Here is an 18376-nt window from a genome sequence, read left to right as displayed (position 1 = left end):
ACCGAGCCTGATTTTATATAAGACCCTACGAAAGTTCGAGGATCCACGCCGAAGCAACTCTCGTTGCGCTCTAGCTGGCCCAAAAGTTCCAAATCCTCCGGCAAAAGCTCGATGTCGAGCATAGCCAAATTCTCGCGCATGCGCTCTGCACGGCTCCACTTCACTACCGGCAAAACTCCTTGTTTCGCCAGTCACGCCAGAATAACCTTCGCCGCAGATGCCTCGGGGCTGTCGTCGCTTGAAGCGAGGCGCGGATCGGTTGGGTCCTTCCCTCTGCCAAGCGGGCTCGATGCCTGCGTGCAAAGGCCAAGCCTTCGGTACACCTCGCGCAAACCTGCGTGCTGGAACGAGGGATGAATTTCGACCCGGTTGAGTGCTGACACTGCGCCTGTTGCGTAGATGATCCCCTCTAAGTGCTCAGGCAGAGAGTTCATACCATCAGCAGCATTCTGGACACGCAGCCTTTCTCCATCCGACAGCCCACCATGGCTAGTGACTCTCCGATCGCTACGCACCTTCTGAAAGAGGCGGCACGCATCATCTCGCAATCCGGGATCGAGAGTTTGAAGCAACGCGGCTTTGCCAAGGCGGCTGGCACATCTCCTTCGGTGATTGCCTACCATTTCGAGGACATGGAAAACTTCCGTACTCAGGCCATCTGGCACGCGCTGGTCAATGGGATACCCAGCCAATTCGACATGGACATTCCAGCTTCACCCCCGCCAGCCAGCTTGGCGGAATGGCTGAAAACCTTGAATGGCCTGCTCAAACCCGGAACCGACGAACAGCCGGCTGGCTTCTACATCGGATTCGCCCGCCTGACCGGACAAACTTGCCTGCTAGCAACCCGCGACCCGAGCCTGCGCCCGCTTGTGCGTTACCTGAGGGAGCTCGAAGGGTGGGGCTTTTCGGGTCTTAAAGCAAATTCCACATTTCGCCGACAATGTGGGCAGGGCACATGCGGCGGCATTTGGCCTGTGGGTCAAGGCAGAGGCCTTGTTACGTCGAGGGAACAATCTGGAGGCTGAAATTGGGCTCTTGCGACTGGACCAGAGCGCCAGCACAATTTTTCGTTCGCCGCCATGTTTTGCAAAGGATGAGGCCGCCTAAGGCAGATCCAACTTCCACATCCCAAGTCCACGGTCAGAGGCTTTGGCGACCCATAAAATAAGACCTCCGGCAGGCACGTTAGCCCGCCGGAGGTCATGATAAAGCTTGAGAAATTCTGTAGGTTAGAGCTTCTCGGTCAGTTCCGGCACGGCCTTGAACAGGTCGGCGACGAGTCCGATGTCGGCCACCTGGAAGATCGGCGCGTCTTCGTCCTTGTTGATGGCGATGATGGTCTTGGAATCCTTCATGCCGGCAAGGTGCTGGATCGCGCCTGAGATGCCGACCGCGATATAGACTTCCGGTGCCACGATCTTGCCGGTCTGGCCGACCTGGTAATCGTTGGGCACATAGCCTGCGTCGACAGCGGCGCGCGATGCGCCGATCCCTGCGCCCAGCTTGTCTGCCAGCGGGGTGATTACCTGTTCGAAGGATTCCGCATCCTTCAGCGCGCGGCCACCCGATACGATCACCTTGGCGCTGGTGAGTTCGGGACGTTCGCTCTTGGCGATTTCCGAACCGACGAAGCTGGAGATGCCTGCATCGCCCGTGCCCGAAACCGCTTCGACCGTGCCGCTGCCGCCCTCGGTCGCGGCCTTTTCAAAGGCCGTGCCGCGTACGGTGATGACCAGCTTCGGATCCGAGCTTTCGACCGTTGCAATCGCGTTGCCGGCATAGATCGGGCGAGTGAAGGTCTTGGGCCCTTCGACCGAGAGAATGTCGGAGATCTGCATCACGTCGAGCAGCGCGGCGACGCGCGGCGCGATGTTCTTGCCGGTGGTGGTGGCGGGGCAGACGAAAGCATCGTGGCTGTCCATCAGGCCTGCGACCAGCGGTGCGACGTTTTCAGCCAGCGCGTGTTCGTAAGCGGCATCGTCTGCCAGGTGAACCTTGCCCACCCCGGCGATCTTTGCGGCTTCTTCGGCCACTGCGGCGCAGCCCTTGCCAGCAACCAGCAGATGCACTTCGCCCAACTGCGAAGCGGCAGTGACGGCCGCCAGCGTGGCATCCTTCACCGATGCGTTGTCATGTTCGACCCAAACGAGAGTTTTCATGTCTGAAATCCTTTTCTGGCTTGGCGCTTACGCGATCCCGAGAGCCTTGATCTTGGCGACCAGCGCATCGACGTCGGCCACCTTTTCGCCAGCCTGGCGAACCGGCGGTTCGGATACCTTGGTGGTGGTGAGGCGCGGCGTGATGTCGACGCCGTAATCGGCGGGCGACTTGGTATCGAGCGGCTTCTTCTTCGCCTTCATGATGTTGGGCAATGAAGCATAGCGCGGCTCGTTCAGGCGCAAATCGGTGGTGATGATCGCGGGGAGCGAAAGCTTCACGGTTTCAAGCCCGCCGTCAATCTCGCGCTTCACGGTCACGCTGTCGCCTTCGACTTCGACGGTATTGGCGAAGGTACCCTGCGGGCGGCCCATCAGCGCAGCGAGCATCTGTCCGGTCTGGTTGGAGTCGTCACTGATCGACTGCTTACCCAGCATCACGATGCCCGGCTGTTCCTCGTCGGCAATCGCCTTGAGGATCTTGGCAACAGCGAGCGGTTCGACATCGACGTCGTCATCGACCTGCACCAGGATCGCGCGGTCGGCGCCCATGGCGAGCGCAGTGCGCAGCGTTTCCTGGGCTTTCGCCGGGCCGATCGACACCGCGACGATCTCGCTCGCCTTGCCCGCTTCCTTGATGCGGATCGCTTCTTCCACCGCGATCTCGTCAAACGGGTTCATGCTCATCTTGACGTTGGCCAGGTCCACACCCGAACCATCCGCCTTCACCCGCGGCTTGACGTTGTAGTCGATCACCCGCTTGACGGGCACGAGGATCTTCATGCTGACACCCTATAGTAAACTGCTTTACCTTTTACGTGACTCGCTGACTTATGCAACAGGGAAAATCGCCCTCACGTTGCGGTTCTTGCGGAAAGCTCTTTGGCCCAAAAGATGCGTTGGCCTGTCACAGCGTCTTGATGATCGCGGAGAAATCCAGCGCGCCGTTTTCCTTGGCGAAGGCGTCGTAAAGCTCTTCCGCATGGCGCCCGAGCGGGGTCGAAGCGCCCGATGCCTGGGCCGCTTCCATCGCCAGCTTGAGGTCCTTCAGCATCAGCGCAGTGGCAAAGCCGCCTTGGTAGCCGTTGTCGGCCGGCGTGGTCGGCCCGACCCCGGGCACGGGGCAATAGCTGGTCATCGACCAGTTCTGGCCCGAGCTGACCGAGGAAATGTCATAGAATGTCTGCGCATTGAGCCCCAGCTTCTGCGCCATCTGGAACGCCTCGCAGGTGCCGATCATGTGGATCGCCAGCAGCATGTTGTTGCAGATCTTGGCGGCCTGCCCGTTACCGATGCCCCCTGCGTGGATCACCGCCTTGCCCATCGCCTGCAGGATCGGCTCCGCCGCCTCAAAGGCGTGGATTTCGCCGCCAACCATAAAGGTCAGCGTGCCGGCATTGGCTGCGGCAATCCCGCCCGAAACCGGCGCATCGACCATCTTGTAGCCCTCTGCGTGCGCGGCATCGGCCACTTCGCGCGCGGTCGCGACGTCAATGGTCGAACAATCGATCAGGGTTGCGGCATGCGGTGTGTGGCCGATCACGTCATTGGTGTAGACGCTCTTCACGATGGCGCCGTTGGGAAGCATGGTGACGACCGCTTCCACGTCTCGCACCGCATCGCGGATGTTGGAGAAAGTCTCGCACCCGGCTTCCCTGGCGCGCGCCAGCGCATCCTCGGACAGATCGAACGCGCGCACCGTGTGCCCCACCTTCACCAGGTTCGCGGCCATCCCGCCGCCCATATTGCCGAGGCCGATAAAGGCGATCTTCATGAATGATCCTTTTTCATTACCCTCAACCCTGCCGCAACAGGTCCCGTCCCACGATCATCCGCATCACCTGATTGGTGCCTTCGAGGATCGAATGCACGCGCAAATCGCGCCAGAAGCGTTCGATCGGGTAATCCCTGAGATAGCCATAGCCGCCGAACAGCTGCAGCGCGTTGTTGACCACGTTCGATCCGCTGTCAGTCGCAAGGCGCTTGGCCATGGCGGAAAAGCGCGACTTGTCCGGCGCGTTGGCCGTGACCTTGCACGCCGCGAGGTAAAGCAGCGCGCGCGCCGCCTCAAGCTCGGTCGCCATATCGGCCAGCATGAACTGGGTGTTCTGGAAATCGGCGATCGGCTGGCCGAACTGCTGGCGTTCCTTGGTGTATTTGATCGCTTCGTCGAGGCAACGCTGCGCCCCGCCCAGTGAACAGGCCCCGATGTTGAGGCGACCGCCGTCGAGCCCGGCCATGGCGAAGCGGAAACCTTCCCCCTCGGCGCCGACGCGGTTCTCCACCGGTACCCGCGCATCCTCGAAGATCACCTGCGCTGTGGGGCTGGCGTTCCAGCCGAGCTTCTTCTCGGGCGCGCCGAAGCTGACCCCTGGCGTGTCCTTGTCCACGACAAGGCAGGTTATGCCCTTGGACTTGTGATCGCCGGTGCGCACCATGGTGACATAGACGTCATTCACGCCGCCGCCGGAGATGAACTGCTTGGTGCCATTGAGCACGTAATGGTCGCCATCCAGCCGGGCCGTTGTTTTGAGTGCGGCCGCGTCCGAACCGGAACCGGGTTCAGTCAGGCAATAGCTGGCGATCTTATCCATGGTGATGAGATCGGGCAGGTACTTCGCCTTCACCTCTGCCCCGCCGAAGCAGTCGATCATCCACGCGGCCATGTTGTGGATCGAGATGAAGGCGCTGGTGGCGGGGCAGCCATAGGCCATCGCTTCCATGATCAGCGCGGCTTCGAGCCGGCCCAGGCCGATCCCGCCCGATTCCTCGGACACGTAGATCGCGCCAAAACCGAGCTCGGCGGTCTGCCTGATCACGTCGCGCGGGAAATGGTGCTTCTCGTCCCATTCAGCAGCATAAGGCGTGATGTTGTCGGCGGTGAAGCGCTGCGCCATCTCCTGGATGGCGAGCTGATCGTCGGTAAGCTGGAACTGGTCAGTCATGGCGTAAAGTGCGCCGTCGTCTTGGCGGCGATTTCCTCGGCGGTTACGCCGGGTGCCAGTTCGATCAGGCGGAACGGGCTGGAATGGTCGGGGCGGTGGAACACGCCGAGGTCAGTCACGATCATGTCGACCACGTTCTTCCCCGTCAGCGGCAGGGTGCATTCGGGGATGAACTTGGGGCTGCCGTCCTTGGCGTTGTGGTCCATCACCACGATGATCTTCTTGACTCCCGCGACGAGGTCCATCGCACCGCCCATTCCCTTGATCATCTTGCCCGGGATCATCCAGTTGGCGATGTCGCCGTTCTCGGCCACTTCCATCGCGCCCAGCACGGTCAGGTCGATATGCCCGCCGCGGATCATCGCAAAGCTTTGCGCGCTGTCGAAATAGGCGCTGTGCGGCAGCTCGCTGATGGTTTGCTTGCCAGCATTGATCAGGTCGGGATCAACCTCGTCGTCATAGGGGAATGGCCCGATCCCCAGCATGCCGTTCTCGCTCTGCAGCGTCACCTGCATGCCGGCCGGGATATGGTTGGCGACCAGCGTGGGAATGCCGATGCCCAGGTTGACGTAATAGCCGTCCTGCAGTTCCTGCGCCGCGCGCGCGGCCATCTGGTTGCGATCCCAGGGCATTATGCGATCTCCCTTTCACGGACCGTTCTGAACTCGATCTTCTTGTCGTACGGCGCACCCACGATCATCCGGTTCACATAAACGCCGGGCAGGTGAATACAGTCGGGATCGAGCGATCCGGCGGGCACCACTTCCTCCACCTCGACCACACAGACCTTGCCGCAAGTGGCAGCCGGCACGTTGAAATTACGCGCTGTCTTGCGGAACACGACATTGCCGGTTTCGTCCGCCTTCCACGCCTTCACGATCGACAAATCGGCGAAGATGCCGTGCTCGAGGATATAATCCTCGCCGTTGAACTGCTTCACTTCCTTGCCTTCGGCGACCTGGGTGCCGACACCGGTCTTGGTGTAGAAGCCGGGAATGCCCGCGCCGCCAGCACGCATGCGTTCGGCGAGCGTGCCTTGCGGGCAGAACTCGACCTCCAGCTCGCCCGACAGGAATTGCCGCTCGAATTCCTTGTTCTCGCCGACATAGGAGGAGATCATCTTCTTCACCTGCCGCGTGCGCAGCAACATGCCGATCCCCTCGTTGTCGATCCCAGCATTGTTGCTGGCGAAGGTCAGGCCCTTCACCCCGCTGTCGCGGATCGCAACCAGCAGCCGCTCAGGGATGCCGCACAGGCCAAAACCGCCGCTGGCAATCAGCATGTCGTCGCGCAGCAGGCCGTCAAGCGCGGCGGCGGCATCGGGGTAAAGCTTTTGCATGATTTCTTAGCCCATCGTGGGGATGATGAAAGCGTTGCTGCCGTCGCCGCCGCCATCGGGCCAGCGCTGGGTGACCTTCTTGGTCCTGGTCCAGAAGCGCAGGCCTTCCATGCCGTATTGGTCGATGTCGCCGAAGCCGCTGCGCTTCCATCCGCCAAAGCTGTGATAGGCCACCGGCACCGGGATCGGCACGTTGATGCCGACCATGCCGACATTGACGCGGGATGCGAACTCGCGCGCGGCATGGCCGTTGCGGGTGAAGATCGCGACACCGTTGCCGTACTGGTGCTCGCTGGGAAGGCGCAGCGCGTCCTCGAAGTCCTTCGCGCGGACGATCTGCAGCACGGGGCCGAAGATCTCTTCCTGATAGCTTTTCATCTGCGGGGTGACACGGTCGATCAGCGTCGGGCCGATGAAGAAGCCTTTCTCGTAACCCTGCAGGCTGAAGCCGCGCCCGTCGATCACGATCTCGCCGCCCTCTTCCTCGGCAGTGGTGATCCACTGCTCGACCCGTGCCTTGTGCTCGGGCGTGACGACCGGGCCGTAGTGGGCGTCGGGATCGGTCGAGACGCCGACGCGCAGTGCATTGATCGCCGGGATCAGCTTCTCGCGCAGCTTGTTCGCGGTATCCTCGCCCACCGGCACCACCACCGGCAGCGCCATGCAGCGCTCGCCCGCAGAGCCGAAGGCCGCGCCAGCCAGGTCATTCACCACCTGGTCGAGATCGGCGTCGGGCATCACGATGCCGTGGTTCTTGGCCCCGCCAAAGGCCTGCACGCGCTTCGCATTGGCCGTGCCGCGCGAGTAAATGTATTGCGCGATGTCGGACGAACCCACGAAGCTGATCGCGGCAATGTCAGGATGGTCGAGGATCGCATCGACCATTTCCTTGTCGCCATGGACAACCTGCAGCAGCCCTTCGGGCGCGCCTGCTTCGACGAAGAGTTCGGCGAGGCGCACCGGCACGCTGGGGTCACGCTCCGAAGGCTTGAGGATGAAGGCATTGCCCGCCGCGATCGCCATGCCGAACATCCACATCGGGATCATGGCCGGGAAGTTGAACGGCGTGATGCCGGCGCCGATGCCCAGCGGCTGGCGCATCGAATAGACATCGATGCCGGGGCCTGCGCCCTGTGTATATTCGCCTTTCAGCGCATGCGGGATGCCGCAGGCGAACTCGATCACTTCCAGCCCGCGCTGGATATCGCCATGCGCGTCTTCCACGACCTTGCCGTGCTCGCTCGCCAGCAGTTCGGCCAGCGCCTGCTTGTTCGCCTCGACCAGTTCCTTGAACCTGAACATCACCCGCGCGCGGCGCTGGGGATTGGTGGCGGCCCATTCCGGCTGCACCTTGCGCGCGGTGGCCATCGCCTCTTCAAGCAGGGCCGCATCGCCCAACACCACTTCCGCCTGCACTTCGCCCGTCGACGGGTTCCACACCTGGTGCTTGCGAGCCGAAGCAACGCCAGCCCCACCAACGATGAAATGATCAATCTGGCGCATCGGAATGTCCTTGAATGATTGCAATCTGGCAGTTTGATGCAGAGAAGCACAAATGCAGACAAGAGAGAAGAATGCAGCTATGAGCTGCAATTATGCATGATCTTAACTGGAACGATGTCAGAGTATTCCTTGCAGTCGCTCATGCGGGGCAGATCGGCCGTGCAGCGCAAACAATGAAACTCGATCCGACAACCCTGGGCCGGCGTCTCAAACGCCTCGAGCAACGGCTTGAAGTTACTTTGTTTGAACGCACGCGAGAGGGGCAGGTACTGACCGAGGCCGGGGAATTGTTGCTGACCAAGGCAGAGGGGATGGCGGAACTCGCAAGGCTCATCGACGATACCGCAGTGTCCCACTCTGGTTTGAGCGGCACTTTGCGAATTAGCGTTTCAGAAGGCTTCGGGAGCCAATTCCTCACGTCCTATCTCGGGAAATTTGCCGGTGCCCATCCGGCGCTGACTATCGAACTGGTGGCCAATAGCGGTTTTCTGAGCCCGTCTCGCCGCGAAGCGGATATCTCGGTAATGCTCTCCCGCCCGAAAGCCGGCCCGGTCCTCTGCCGCAAGCTGTCAGATTATCGCCTGAAGTTGTATGCGAGCAAATCCTACCTCGCAAAATACCAGAGGCCACGAGCGCCGGCCGACCTGCAGCATGGCCACACTTTGATCAGCTATGTCCCCGATCTGCTCTACGCACCTGAATTGAATTACCTCGACGATTTCGAGGCCGGTCTGAAGGCGCAGATCCGTTCTTCGAGCATAAATGCACAGGTTCGTCTGGTTGAAGAGGGTGCAGGCATAGGGGTCCTGCCGTGCTTCATCGCCGAGAAGTCGCTTGGCCTCGAAGCTGTTTGCCCGGAAATGGCGATCGAGCGCACCTTCTGGATTGTCACTCATCGCGACACGCAAAACCTTGCCAAGGTGAAGGCCGGAAAGGAATGGCTGCTGCAGTCAGTGCTGGATGGCAGAGAGCAACTCAGTCCAGTCGATTAGGTTCTGATATGCATGCTAATCGTACGAAAGTGACAGGCTGCAGTCTTATGCGACTTCAGATATCTCGCGGTTTTGAAGAGGCCGTTCTCATAGAAAGCAAAGCTGGCTGCTCAGTCGTGGTTGGCAATTGAAAGATGAATTTGTCGGCTTCGGGACCGCTGGCCTGAGTGCGGTTCCAGTCACGCTGGCTCAAACGCTTCTAGGGTTCGCGAAAGCTACCGCGTCATTCCCGTTAAGCGAGACACGGGAATTGGGCCTGTAAAACCGCAGAACTGCGCGGGGTTGGGCCCGGTAGATTGCCAGAGAACCGGTAAAAACAGGCAAAATTCCCGTTAGATTCCCGTTAAAACGCGAAAATGAACGACTGAGACGCGTTCGCGCAGAACTGCGTCGCCCACCATCCCCACTTCGAAATCGCCACCCAGCCAGCAAAAACTATTTTGCGCAGGCATGGCACAATTGTAGACCTTGCGCGTTGGGCGGTTTAGGGCGGAACTGCCCTGACAGAGATAGAAGGAAAGGGAGTATCGTGCGGAAGACAAATTATGGTCTCGGCGTAGTCGCCGCATCCCTACTGGTCGCAGCCTGCGGCGGTGGTGAGAGCGAGCCTGCAGCAACCGAAACAACCGAGCCGGCAGCAGAGGCTGCTCCGGCAACCGAAGAAGCAGCACCGGCAGCCCCCGCTGCCGACGATGTTGCAACCGTTGACGGTACTACACTGGCTGATTTCACCGGTGACGCTGCCGCTGGCGAGAAGGTGTTCATGCAGTGCGCTTCATGCCACGTCGTCGAGCCGGGCGTGAACCGCGTTGGTCCGTCGCTGGCAGGTATCATCGGCCGCGCAGCTGGCACTGTCGAAGGCTTCAACTATACCGACGCCAACAAGAACAGCGGCATCACCTGGACGCCAGAAAAAATGTTCCAGTATCTGGAAAACCCGCAGCGCGTGATCCCTGGCACCCGTATGGCCTTTGCTGGCCTGAAGAACGGCCAGGACCGCGCGAACGTGATTGCTTATCTGCAAACCAAATAAGCAAGCGCGTGACAAACCAGAATGGGCGCGTCCTCGCGGGCGCGCCTTTTCTTTTTTGGCACTTCAGGATCAGGCGGCCATCGATCCGCGCGCCAGTTCACATTGCGACCAGATGTCGCTCAGCGCTTTGATCAGACGGTCGATATCCCCGTCCGAATGGACCGGCGACGGGGTTAGCCGCAAACGTTCGGTGCCAACCGGCACCGTGGGATAGTTGATCGGCTGCACATAGATGCCGTGGTTGTCCATCAGCCAGTCGCTGATCATCTTGCACTTCTTGGCATCGCCCACCATCACCGGGATGATATGGCTGGGATTGGGCAGGTGCGGGATGCCCAGCATGTCGAGCTGGCGACGCACGGTCGCCACGCGGTCGCGTTGCATCTCGCGTTCGACCTCGCTCTCCTTCAGGTGCCGGATGCTGGCCGCCGCGCCCGCCGCGACTGCCGGTGGCAGCGCCGTCGAGAAGATGAAGCCGCTGGCGAAGCTGCGCACGAAATCGACGAGATCGGTCGAAGCAGCGATATAGCCGCCCATCACGCCGAAGGCCTTGCCCAGTGTGCCCTCGATCACGGTAATCCGGTCCATCAGCCCTTCGCGTTCGGCAACGCCGCCGCCCCGCGGGCCATAGAGACCAACCGCATGCACCTCGTCGATATAGCTCATCGCGCCATGCGCCTCGCATACGTCGAGGATCTCCGCGATCGGGGCAATGTCGCCGTCCATCGAATAGACGCTTTCAAAGGCAACCAGCTTGGGCACGTCCGGCCCGAAAGCTGACAAATGCCGATCGAGATCTTCGGGATCGTTATGCCTCCAGATCTTGTATTCGGCCCGACTGTGCCGAATGCCCTCGATCATAGAGGCGTGGTTGAGTGCGTCCGAGAACACGACGCAGCCCGGAATCTTCGACGCCAGCGTGCCGAGCCCCGCCCAGTTCGAGACATAGCCCGAGGTGAACAGCAGTGCGGATTCCTTGCCATGCAGATCGGCAAGTTCGCGCTCCAGCAGGACATGGTGATGATTGGTGCCAGAGATATTGCGCGTGCCGCCAGCGCCGGCGCCGCATTCGTCGAGCACTTCATGCATGGCCTCCAGCACCACCGGGTGCTGGCCCATGCCGAGATAATCGTTGGAGCACCACACGGTGACTTGCTGTGTCTCGTCTTCAATGAAGCGCGTGGCGTGCGGGAATGAGCCACGGTGGCGCTTGATATCGGTGAACACGCGGTAGCGCCCGTCCTCCCGGATTTCATCAAGCTGCTCCTTGAAAAAGGCATCGAAATCCATGGCTTAACTTTCCTCTTCCAACATCAGTTTGGGCGCTGCGGCAATTGCAGAAGCGCGTGTTTTTGGTAGGGCCCAGCCCCACAAGGCGCCGTCACGAAACGGCAAGGCGAGAAACATGTGCTCAAGCGCGCCAAGCGCTGCGAGCGCGAACAGCAGGCTGGCCCCTACCGCCTCAGCGCTGCCCGCGGGCGCGGCCATTGCCAGTGTGCCGAGCCAGGCGGCAAATGCGGCGATGGTGCCGATCGATATCAGTAGGCCGGCCCCCAGCCGCTTGGGACCATAGTAGCTCTTCAGGTATGAAAGGTGCGCCGGAAGTATATCGGTCGCCGAATTGGGCACACCGGCAAAGATGTTGAGCTTGGCCGACAGCCGCAGCACATAGAGCAGCGCAAAGGTCATCGCACCGATCTGGTTGGGCGCCATCCAGCTGAGCGAGATCAGCATCAGCGCGGTCAGCGCCAGCGCAATCTCATGATAAATAACCGTGGCGCTTGCGTGCGAAAAGCGCGCCCAGCCTTGCAGGCCTGGTGGGCAGGGCTCGCGCCGCGGGCCGGCAGCCGCACCGGTCAGGAAGGCGATCTCATGCCATGACCATACCATCAGTGCGCCCAGGAAGCTGAGATAGACCGCCCAGATCGAAACCCAGTGCAGCGCGGCGAGGATCGCCGCCAGCCCCGCCAGCCCGATCCCGGCACCCAGCATCAGGCTGCGCGGGAAAGTCTCGCGTTGGCGGTTGTCGAGCCAGGCAATCAGCCCGGTCGCCAGGAACCAGATCGCCACAGTCACAAGTACCGGCAGGATATGGCCCTGCCAGCTTACCACGCGGGTTGCAGCCTGATCGATTGCGGCAGGGTGTTTGGTTTGGCACGATGGAAATAGAGCCGCGCAAAGTTGAACCCCGCACCGGCCATTCCGCTCACGCGCTTGGCAAAGCCGCCAATTCCGCCTTCCGCCTTGCCTTGCTCGATCCGCAGAGCTGCCTGACGCAGTGCCTCCATTGCAGCACGGAATTTCGGGCTGTCGATATCAAGCTCGACCGGATAGACCTGCCGACAGATCTGATTGCAGATCGAAAACACCCGGTAATCATATTCGGTCGGATCGACGCCCAGCGCCTTGTGGAAGGCCGGCCGATTGTGATCGCGCACATACATGGTGGCGTAGACCGAAAGCAGGAAGAAGCGGATCCACAGCTTGTTGTGGCCTTTCAGCAGTTTGGGATCGGCCCGCATGAGCATCGCGAAGGCCTCGCCGTGGCGGAACTCGTCGTTGCACCATTCCTCGAACCAGTCGAAGATCGGGTGGAACTTGTTCTGCGGGTTCGCAGCCAAATGCCGATAGATCGCAATATAACGCGAATAGCCGATCTTCTCCGACAGATAGACAGCGTAGAAGATGAACTTCGGCTTGAAATGGGTATACTTCTTGGTCTTGGTCAGAAAACCCAGATCGACCCCGATCCCGGCATCCTTTAGGCTTTCGTTGATGAAGCCGGCATGGCGGCTTTCGTCGCGCGCGAGTAGCTTGAACAGCAGCTTTACGTCCGGGTTCTTGGTGCGACGGGCAATCTCTGCATAGAGTACGCAGCCGGAAAACTCCGACGTCATCGAGCTGACCAGGAAATCGGTGAACTCCGCCCGCAGTTCCGGCTCCAGCCCTTCGATGATGCCGGCAAAATCGTTCTTGTGGCGAAAGTGCGTCTTGTTGGGATCGCTCACCATGTCCGCCATCAACTGGTCCCATTCCTCGCGCACCAGCGAAACATCGATCGCATCCAGCGCATCGAAATCGGTGGTGTAGAAGCGCGGCGTCAGCACGGTGTCCTGCGTGGCGAGGGCCATCGCTTCTTCGCTGGTCATCATGCCATTGTGCCGGGCAGCGTCGATTTTGGCAGGCGCGTTCATTTGATCCTCCCTGGGTTGAAGCTGACTTCGTAAAGTTCCTTGAGGTCGAAATAGGCCGCGAGGCGCGTTAGCGCGCGCTCGAGCGGCCCGGCTCTGGTAACGGTCGCGGTGCGGTGGAACACCTCGCGCCGGCCGAATGGAATGGAAATGGGATCGCCATGTACGCGCACCTTGTCGCCCGGTTCCATTTCGATGCCGTCGGCAAGTTCGACATGCGCGTGGAAGTGGTTTTCGCTTTGCTCGACCGCGATCCGGCAGGGAATGTCAAAGCTGCGCGCCATCATGCGCCCTCCCCGTCAAGCAGCGCAACGAACACCGCGCGGTTGTCACCGCCAAACCCGCCCAGTTCGACTTCGCGGCCGGTGACGCTGTCACTGAGCGAGAGCGATCCGTCCTGCCACAGAGTCAGCGTGAAAGGTGGCTCGGCCCCGACCCCGCGCATCTTGCGATCGCGCGCGAGCCCGCGCAGCACACCGCGGATAAAGCCGCCGCTCTGCGTCTCCTGCTCAACCAGCTTGACCAGTTCGCCTGTGGCTGCGTCGGTGATCCGCACCGTGCCATCGGCCCCGTCTGCGAACCGCAAGTCACGCGACTTCGCCGGCGCGACCGCCGCTGCTGCCCGTTCCACACCGGGCACCGCTTCGCGATCGAGCAAGCCCTGGCTTACCGCACCGGTCAGCACGAGCGAAAGGCCAACCAATGCCCCCGCCATGACCAGTGCCGGGCGCGGCACTGTGTTTTCATGACTGTGGGCGTGCGAATGGCTATGGGCATGGGCGTGGTTCATGCGGTCGCTTCCTTCATCGTGGCCCGTGCCGGTGTGCGTTCGCCAGCTTCGGTCCGTACAAGGGCGGAGCAGGCATCGGCCAGGATTTGCGCCACCCCCGCGGCATCGGGCACCGCCCGAAGCATCGGTTGCGGCAATCCGAACTTGAACGGGCGGGCATGCGGCCACAGCATCAGATAACCCAGGCCATGCGGCGTCGTGGGGCACAGCGCGATGTCCCCATGATCGCCGCCCAACACGCGCAAGTCGGCACTGCCGACCAGCTTCAAGGGCAGGTTGATGCATTTGTTCAGCGCCACGCCGATGCGCAGCACCACGCGGCGGTTGGTGATGGTATAGACCGTCGTCTTTGCCACCAGCTTCGCGAACAGCGCCAGAAGGCCATAGGTCACGAAACCCGCGATCACGCTTGCCAGCGCCCCGCCGAAACCGCCATTGGCGATGGACCACAAGGCTAACAGCGCGAAGTAGCCTGCGATCCATCGCCCATAGAGCGCGCTGCGGACAAACACGCGCCAGTCAGGCGCGCCCTGCCACAGGATCCGCTCGCCTTCGGGCAGATTGCCCGGCAGCCCGCGGATCGGCTCCGATTCGTATTCCATCATATGATCGGCTCCTGCCGGTCACGATTGGCGTAAAGGTATCCGCCGCCGAAATAGCCGCAGATCTTGTCTTCCTCGAGCCGGGTGACCTGGCCGGGTGTCGCCACCTTAGGTGCATCGGCGAAATCGGCTGCGTTGATTGCATCGATCTCGACATGGCTCTTGTGAACCACGGCCATCGCCATCGGCGCGAGCACTGTTCCGCTGCCGGTGTCGATTTCGAGATAGCGGGCCATGCTTTCGGCACGATCGACCCACAGGTCGGACACGGTGCCGGCAACCTTGCCGTCAGCGCCGGTGACCTTCATCCCAACCGGATCGCGGCTGAACATGAAGGAAGCGACCGAAAAGCCCGCTGCGCTCTTCATCGGCACGATCCGCGGATTGCCGTGGGCATCCTGATCGGGCCAGTTGGAACGTTCGGCATAGGCTGCCGGGCCAACCCCGTCCTTCAGGGGATTGCCAGTCGGCACATAGGGCGAGCCGCCGAAATTCTCGAACCGCTTGGCGGCGATTTTCACCGGTTCGCGGCCCTTGGTCGGTGCCGTTACCGTGCCCTTGCCGAAGGGGAGCTTGAAGCTCTTGGTCGGTGCCGTGTGAAGCGGGCCGCCGGGCGTTTCGACCGCACCGGTCATCTCGTCTTCGAGCGGATAGCCCTCTCGCCGATCCTCCCGCCTCAGCCAGAATATCAACCCCAGGAAGAACAGGAAGAACAGATAGAGCGCCACTTGGGCGACATCGATCGATCCCACTATATCACCTTGAAACATCTCAACTTCCTTTCGCGCGCTGTCATGTCGGAAACTCTTGCAGTCCGAACCGGCCGGAATGGCCGCTTAACTCCCCCTGACCGGTCGCGCCCGACCAGCGGCCCGAGCACGACCAGCGTGCCCAGCAGGAGGAGAATCTCGATGGCGTAGACCAGGCCGTAGCCGGTCGAACGGTCAGCCAGGGTCGCGCCCAGCCCGTCAGCCAGGGCAATGGCGGTGGTGAAATCGCGGATCAGCCCGCCAAGCGCGATGCCCAGCCCTGCGCAGCTTGCTTGCACTGCGCCCCAGGCCCCCAGCGCCAGCCCGGCCGCGCCTTCGCGGGCGAGCGCCATCGCTGCGACCATGGTGCCAACGGAAAAGAGCCCGACGCCCAGTCCGATCGCGATTGCGCCGGTGTAAAGCAGCCCCGGCGCATTGAGCGGGGCAGCGAACATCACCATCGCAAAGGCTGAGATTCCTGCCACCGCGCCGAAGCCTGCCATCCGCAACGGATTGCTGCCGCGCCCCAGCACACGCGCAGCCAGCATGAAGCCCAGCAGCGCGCCAAAGGCCCAGCCGCCGGTCAGGCTGGTCGTCGCCCCAACCGACATGTGCAGGATCTCGCCGCCGAACGGCTCCAGCAGAGCGTCCTGCATGGAGAACGCAGCCGTGCCCAGCCCGATCGCCAGCAGCAACCGCGCGGTGTTGGGCCGCGCCACGAATTCGCGCCACATTTCCGCGAACGGCGGGCGTTCGGTCGTGGCGGAAATCACCGCCTCGCTGCGACCTTCCTGTTTCCACAGTGCAACAAGGTTGAGGAGGAAGGTGAGCACCGCCGCGCCCTGGATCACCTGGACCAGCCGCGTCGGCGTGAAATCGTGCAGGATCGCGCCCATCGACAGCGCGGCAAGCATCATGCCGACCAGCAGCATGACGTAAAGCAGCGCCACCGCGCGCGGGCGCTTGTCCGCCGGGGCCAGATCGGTCGCCAGCGCCAGCCCTGCAGTCTGCGTGGTGTGCAGCCCCGCCCCGGTCAACAGGAACGCCACTATGCTGGCGCCTAGGCCAAGCGTGAAATCGTCGGGCCGGCTCATCAGCAGCAGGGCGAAAGGCATGATTGCCAGCCCGCCGAACTGCATCAAAGTGCCGATCCAGATGTAGGGCACACGCCGCCATCCCAGCACCGAGCGGTGCGTATCGGAACGGTGCCCCATCAGCACCCGCATCGGCGCGACCAGCAGCGGCAGTGCAATCAGCAGCGCGACCAGCCAGGCCGGAATACCCAGCTCGACGATCATCACCCGGTTGAGCGTGCCATTGAGCAGCACTGTGGCCATACCCACGCTGACCTGGAACAGCGCCAGCCGCAGCAGGCGAGGCAAGGGAAGTTCGGCGCTCGCCGCATCGGCAAACGGCAGCCAGGTGACTGCCACCCGGCTCCAGTTCACCAGAAGGGTTTGGCCGTTCCGCATCAGCGCCTCACCAGCTCCATTGCCTGCGAAGTGTAGAACCCGCTCGAAATCCGTTCCGTCCGCCCGATACGCCAGCCGGAAAGGCTGCCGAGCCGCCGTCGCAGATCCTCCTCGGCGACCGGCACAATGGCCGGGGAACGGTCCGAACGCGGGAAGAACTTGCCAACCTTGTGCATCGCGCCGAGCGCGCGGGTGTGCGGGGCGAAGGTGAAGACCATCGAACCGCTGCAGCGCTCGGAAAGCCTGGCCAGCGTCGCGACAATGTCTTCGGCCGGGTAATGGATCAGTGAGTCCATTGCCACGATATATGCGAACTCGCCCAATGCGGGATCGAGCATGTCGCCGGCGTGCCAGTCGATCCTGCCATGGCCGATGAAGCTGGGGGTGCGTTCGCGTGCAATGTCGACCAACCCTTCGGCAACGTCGACCCCGGTCACTTCCGCGCCGCGGCAGGCAGCGGCCACGCTCAGCGCGCCGGTGCCGCATCCGGCGTCGAGCACGCGGGTACGGCGCAGGTCTCGCGGCAACCAGTCGAGCAGCGTCTCGCGCATCCGTTCACGCCCCGCACGCACGGTGGCGCGGATACCGCTGACCTTCGCATCGCTGGTCAGGTCGATCCAGGCCTTGCGCGCAGTGCCGTCAAAATAGGCGGCGAGCTTCTCGCGCTGGAGATCGTAATTGGAGGTTGCGCGCGTCGCCATCATTCGAACCCCAGGAAATCGAAGATGTCGCGATCCTTCATCGGCTTCGCTTCAAGCGGATCGACCCCGTCCCACAGCAATTGCGCCAACCGCAGATATTCCTGCTGCGCGGCGGTCACTTCCGGACTGTCCTCCATTTCGAACAGCGTGCATTTCTTTAAGCGGCTGCGGCGGATCGCGTCGAGATCCTGGAAATGTGCCAGCCGCTTCATCCCGATCGCATCGCTAAAACGGTCGATCTCGTCGGTCTCGCGCGAGCGATTGGCGATTACGCCGGCCAGCCGCACGTCGTAATTCTTGGCCTTGGCGCCAATCGCGGCGACGATCCGGTTCATCGCGAAGATGCTGTCGAAGTCGTTCGCCGCCACCACCAGCGCGCGCTCGGCATGTTGCAAGGGCGCGGCGAACCCGCCGCACACCACATCGCCCAGCACGTCGAAAATCACCACGTCGGTGTCTTCGAGCAGGTGGTGTTGCTTGAGCAGCTTCACCGTCTGCCCGACGACATAGCCGCCACAACCGGTGCCCGCAGGCGGGCCGCCCGCCTCGACGCACATCACACCGTTATAGCCTTCGAACATATAGTCTTCGGGGCGCAATTCCTCTGCGTGGAATTCGACCGTTTCCAGCACGTCGATCACCGTCGGCATCAACTTCTTGGTGAGGGTGAAGGTGCTGTCATGCTTGGGATCGCAGCCAATTTGCAGCACGCGGTGGCCAAGCTTGGAGAATGCGGCCGAAAGGTTCGACGAAGTAGTCGATTTGCCGATCCCGCCCTTGCCGTAGACCGCAAAGACCTTCGCGCCCTTGATCGCGTCGCGCGGGTCAAGCTGGACCTGCACCGAGCCCTCGCCATCGGGGGGCTGAATTTGGTTCTGGGGTCGAGCAGGTTCATATTAT

General features: G+C 61.9%; 20 protein-coding genes. 3 read left to right on the top strand and 17 right to left on the bottom strand.

From position 1 onward, the window contains the following. Window positions 1-485 precede the first annotated feature (485 nt). Entirely contained in the window at window positions 486-1028 is a 543-nt protein-coding gene (locus G6N82_RS11625) for a TetR/AcrR family transcriptional regulator (RefSeq protein WP_165196625.1), read from the top strand. A 204-nt stretch (window positions 1029-1232) separates the two neighbouring features. On the opposite strand, the gene G6N82_RS11620 is transcribed toward G6N82_RS11625, so the two are convergent. From G6N82_RS11620 to G6N82_RS11590, 7 genes are all read right to left on the bottom strand, one after another. Then, window positions 1233-2162 (bottom strand): FAD-binding protein, encoded by a 930-nt coding sequence (locus G6N82_RS11620; protein WP_165196623.1) that lies wholly within the window; start codon window positions 2160-2162, stop codon window positions 1233-1235. Window positions 2163-2189: 27 nt separating this feature from the next. Next, window positions 2190-2942 (bottom strand): electron transfer flavoprotein subunit beta/FixA family protein, encoded by a 753-nt coding sequence (locus tag G6N82_RS11615; protein ID WP_165196621.1) that lies wholly within the window; start codon window positions 2940-2942, stop codon window positions 2190-2192. 124 nt (window positions 2943-3066) lie between these two features. Then, window positions 3067-3933: a 3-hydroxyisobutyrate dehydrogenase gene (mmsB, locus tag G6N82_RS11610; protein ID WP_165196619.1), complete on the bottom strand. Its 867-nt coding sequence runs from the start codon at window positions 3931-3933 to the stop codon at window positions 3067-3069. Window positions 3934-3955: 22 nt separating this feature from the next. Next, a complete protein-coding gene (locus tag G6N82_RS11605) occupies window positions 3956-5104 on the bottom strand; it encodes an acyl-CoA dehydrogenase family protein (protein WP_165196617.1) in 1149 nt (382 codons plus the stop codon). Continuing rightward, complete coding sequence (locus G6N82_RS11600; protein WP_165196615.1) at window positions 5101-5736, bottom strand: CoA transferase subunit B; 636 nt, start codon at window positions 5734-5736, stop codon at window positions 5101-5103. The genes G6N82_RS11605 and G6N82_RS11600 overlap by 4 nt, the downstream gene beginning before the upstream one ends. Further along, window positions 5736-6443, bottom strand: coding sequence for a CoA transferase subunit A (locus tag G6N82_RS11595; RefSeq protein ID WP_165196613.1), 708 nt, complete (start codon window positions 6441-6443; stop codon window positions 5736-5738). The genes G6N82_RS11600 and G6N82_RS11595 overlap by 1 nt, the downstream gene beginning before the upstream one ends. A 6-nt stretch (window positions 6444-6449) precedes the next feature. Then, window positions 6450-7946, bottom strand: coding sequence for a CoA-acylating methylmalonate-semialdehyde dehydrogenase (locus tag G6N82_RS11590; RefSeq protein WP_165196611.1), 1497 nt, complete (start codon window positions 7944-7946; stop codon window positions 6450-6452). 92 nt (window positions 7947-8038) lie between these two features. Between G6N82_RS11590 and G6N82_RS11585 the strand changes: the two genes are divergently transcribed. Together G6N82_RS11585 and G6N82_RS11580 are read left to right on the top strand one after the other, a co-directional pair. Then, window positions 8039-8938: a LysR family transcriptional regulator gene (locus G6N82_RS11585; protein WP_165196609.1), complete on the top strand. Its 900-nt coding sequence runs from the start codon at window positions 8039-8041 to the stop codon at window positions 8936-8938. Between the two features lie 529 nt (window positions 8939-9467). Next, window positions 9468-9971 (top strand): cytochrome c family protein, encoded by a 504-nt coding sequence (locus G6N82_RS11580; protein WP_165196607.1) that lies wholly within the window; start codon window positions 9468-9470, stop codon window positions 9969-9971. Between the two features lie 69 nt (window positions 9972-10040). On the opposite strand, the gene hemA is transcribed toward G6N82_RS11580, so the two are convergent. From hemA to bchL, 10 genes are read right to left on the bottom strand one after another with little or no spacing between them, the layout of a single operon-like run. After that, window positions 10041-11261: a 5-aminolevulinate synthase gene (hemA, locus tag G6N82_RS11575; RefSeq protein WP_165196605.1), complete on the bottom strand. Its 1221-nt coding sequence runs from the start codon at window positions 11259-11261 to the stop codon at window positions 10041-10043. 3 nt (window positions 11262-11264) lie between these two features. Then, window positions 11265-12083, bottom strand: a complete 819-nt coding sequence (puhE, locus tag G6N82_RS11570) for a putative photosynthetic complex assembly protein PuhE (protein ID WP_165196603.1) — start codon at window positions 12081-12083, stop codon at window positions 11265-11267. Beyond that, window positions 12077-13165 carry a magnesium-protoporphyrin IX monomethyl ester (oxidative) cyclase gene (acsF, locus tag G6N82_RS11565; protein WP_241255086.1) on the bottom strand — a complete coding sequence of 363 codons (1089 nt, stop codon included), beginning with the start codon at window positions 13163-13165 and terminating at the stop codon, window positions 12077-12079. The genes puhE and acsF overlap by 7 nt, the downstream gene beginning before the upstream one ends. Further along, window positions 13162-13449 (bottom strand): hypothetical protein, encoded by a 288-nt coding sequence (locus tag G6N82_RS11560; protein WP_165196601.1) that lies wholly within the window; start codon window positions 13447-13449, stop codon window positions 13162-13164. Before G6N82_RS11560 ends, acsF begins: the two co-directional genes overlap by 4 nt. Further along, on the bottom strand, window positions 13446-13952 hold the full coding sequence (gene puhC, locus G6N82_RS11555) for a photosynthetic complex assembly protein PuhC (protein ID WP_165196599.1): 507 nt from the start codon (window positions 13950-13952) through the stop codon (window positions 13446-13448). The genes G6N82_RS11560 and puhC overlap by 4 nt, the downstream gene beginning before the upstream one ends. Further along, the gene (gene puhB, locus G6N82_RS11550; RefSeq protein WP_165196597.1) at window positions 13949-14557 is read right to left on the bottom strand and encodes a photosynthetic complex putative assembly protein PuhB; all 609 of its coding nucleotides are present in this window, start codon (window positions 14555-14557) and stop codon (window positions 13949-13951) included. The genes puhC and puhB overlap by 4 nt, the downstream gene beginning before the upstream one ends. After that, a complete protein-coding gene (gene puhA / locus G6N82_RS11545; protein WP_165196595.1) occupies window positions 14554-15324 on the bottom strand; it encodes a photosynthetic reaction center subunit H in 771 nt (256 codons plus the stop codon). The genes puhB and puhA overlap by 4 nt, the downstream gene beginning before the upstream one ends. Continuing rightward, window positions 15306-16775 (bottom strand): BCD family MFS transporter, encoded by a 1470-nt coding sequence (locus G6N82_RS11540; protein WP_165196593.1) that lies wholly within the window; start codon window positions 16773-16775, stop codon window positions 15306-15308. The genes puhA and G6N82_RS11540 overlap by 19 nt, the downstream gene beginning before the upstream one ends. Further along, window positions 16775-17476 carry a magnesium protoporphyrin IX methyltransferase gene (gene bchM / locus G6N82_RS11535; protein ID WP_165198207.1) on the bottom strand — a complete coding sequence of 234 codons (702 nt, stop codon included), beginning with the start codon at window positions 17474-17476 and terminating at the stop codon, window positions 16775-16777. Before bchM ends, G6N82_RS11540 begins: the two co-directional genes overlap by 1 nt. Beyond that, window positions 17476-18345 carry a ferredoxin:protochlorophyllide reductase (ATP-dependent) iron-sulfur ATP-binding protein gene (bchL, locus tag G6N82_RS11530; RefSeq protein ID WP_165198205.1) on the bottom strand — a complete coding sequence of 290 codons (870 nt, stop codon included), beginning with the start codon at window positions 18343-18345 and terminating at the stop codon, window positions 17476-17478. The genes bchM and bchL overlap by 1 nt, the downstream gene beginning before the upstream one ends. Between the last annotated feature and the right edge of the window lie 31 nt (window positions 18346-18376).

Source organism: Altererythrobacter sp. BO-6, from assembly GCF_011047315.1.
Lineage (GTDB): Bacteria > Pseudomonadota > Alphaproteobacteria > Sphingomonadales > Sphingomonadaceae > Erythrobacter.
This window is presented reverse-complemented; position numbering and strand designations above follow the sequence as displayed.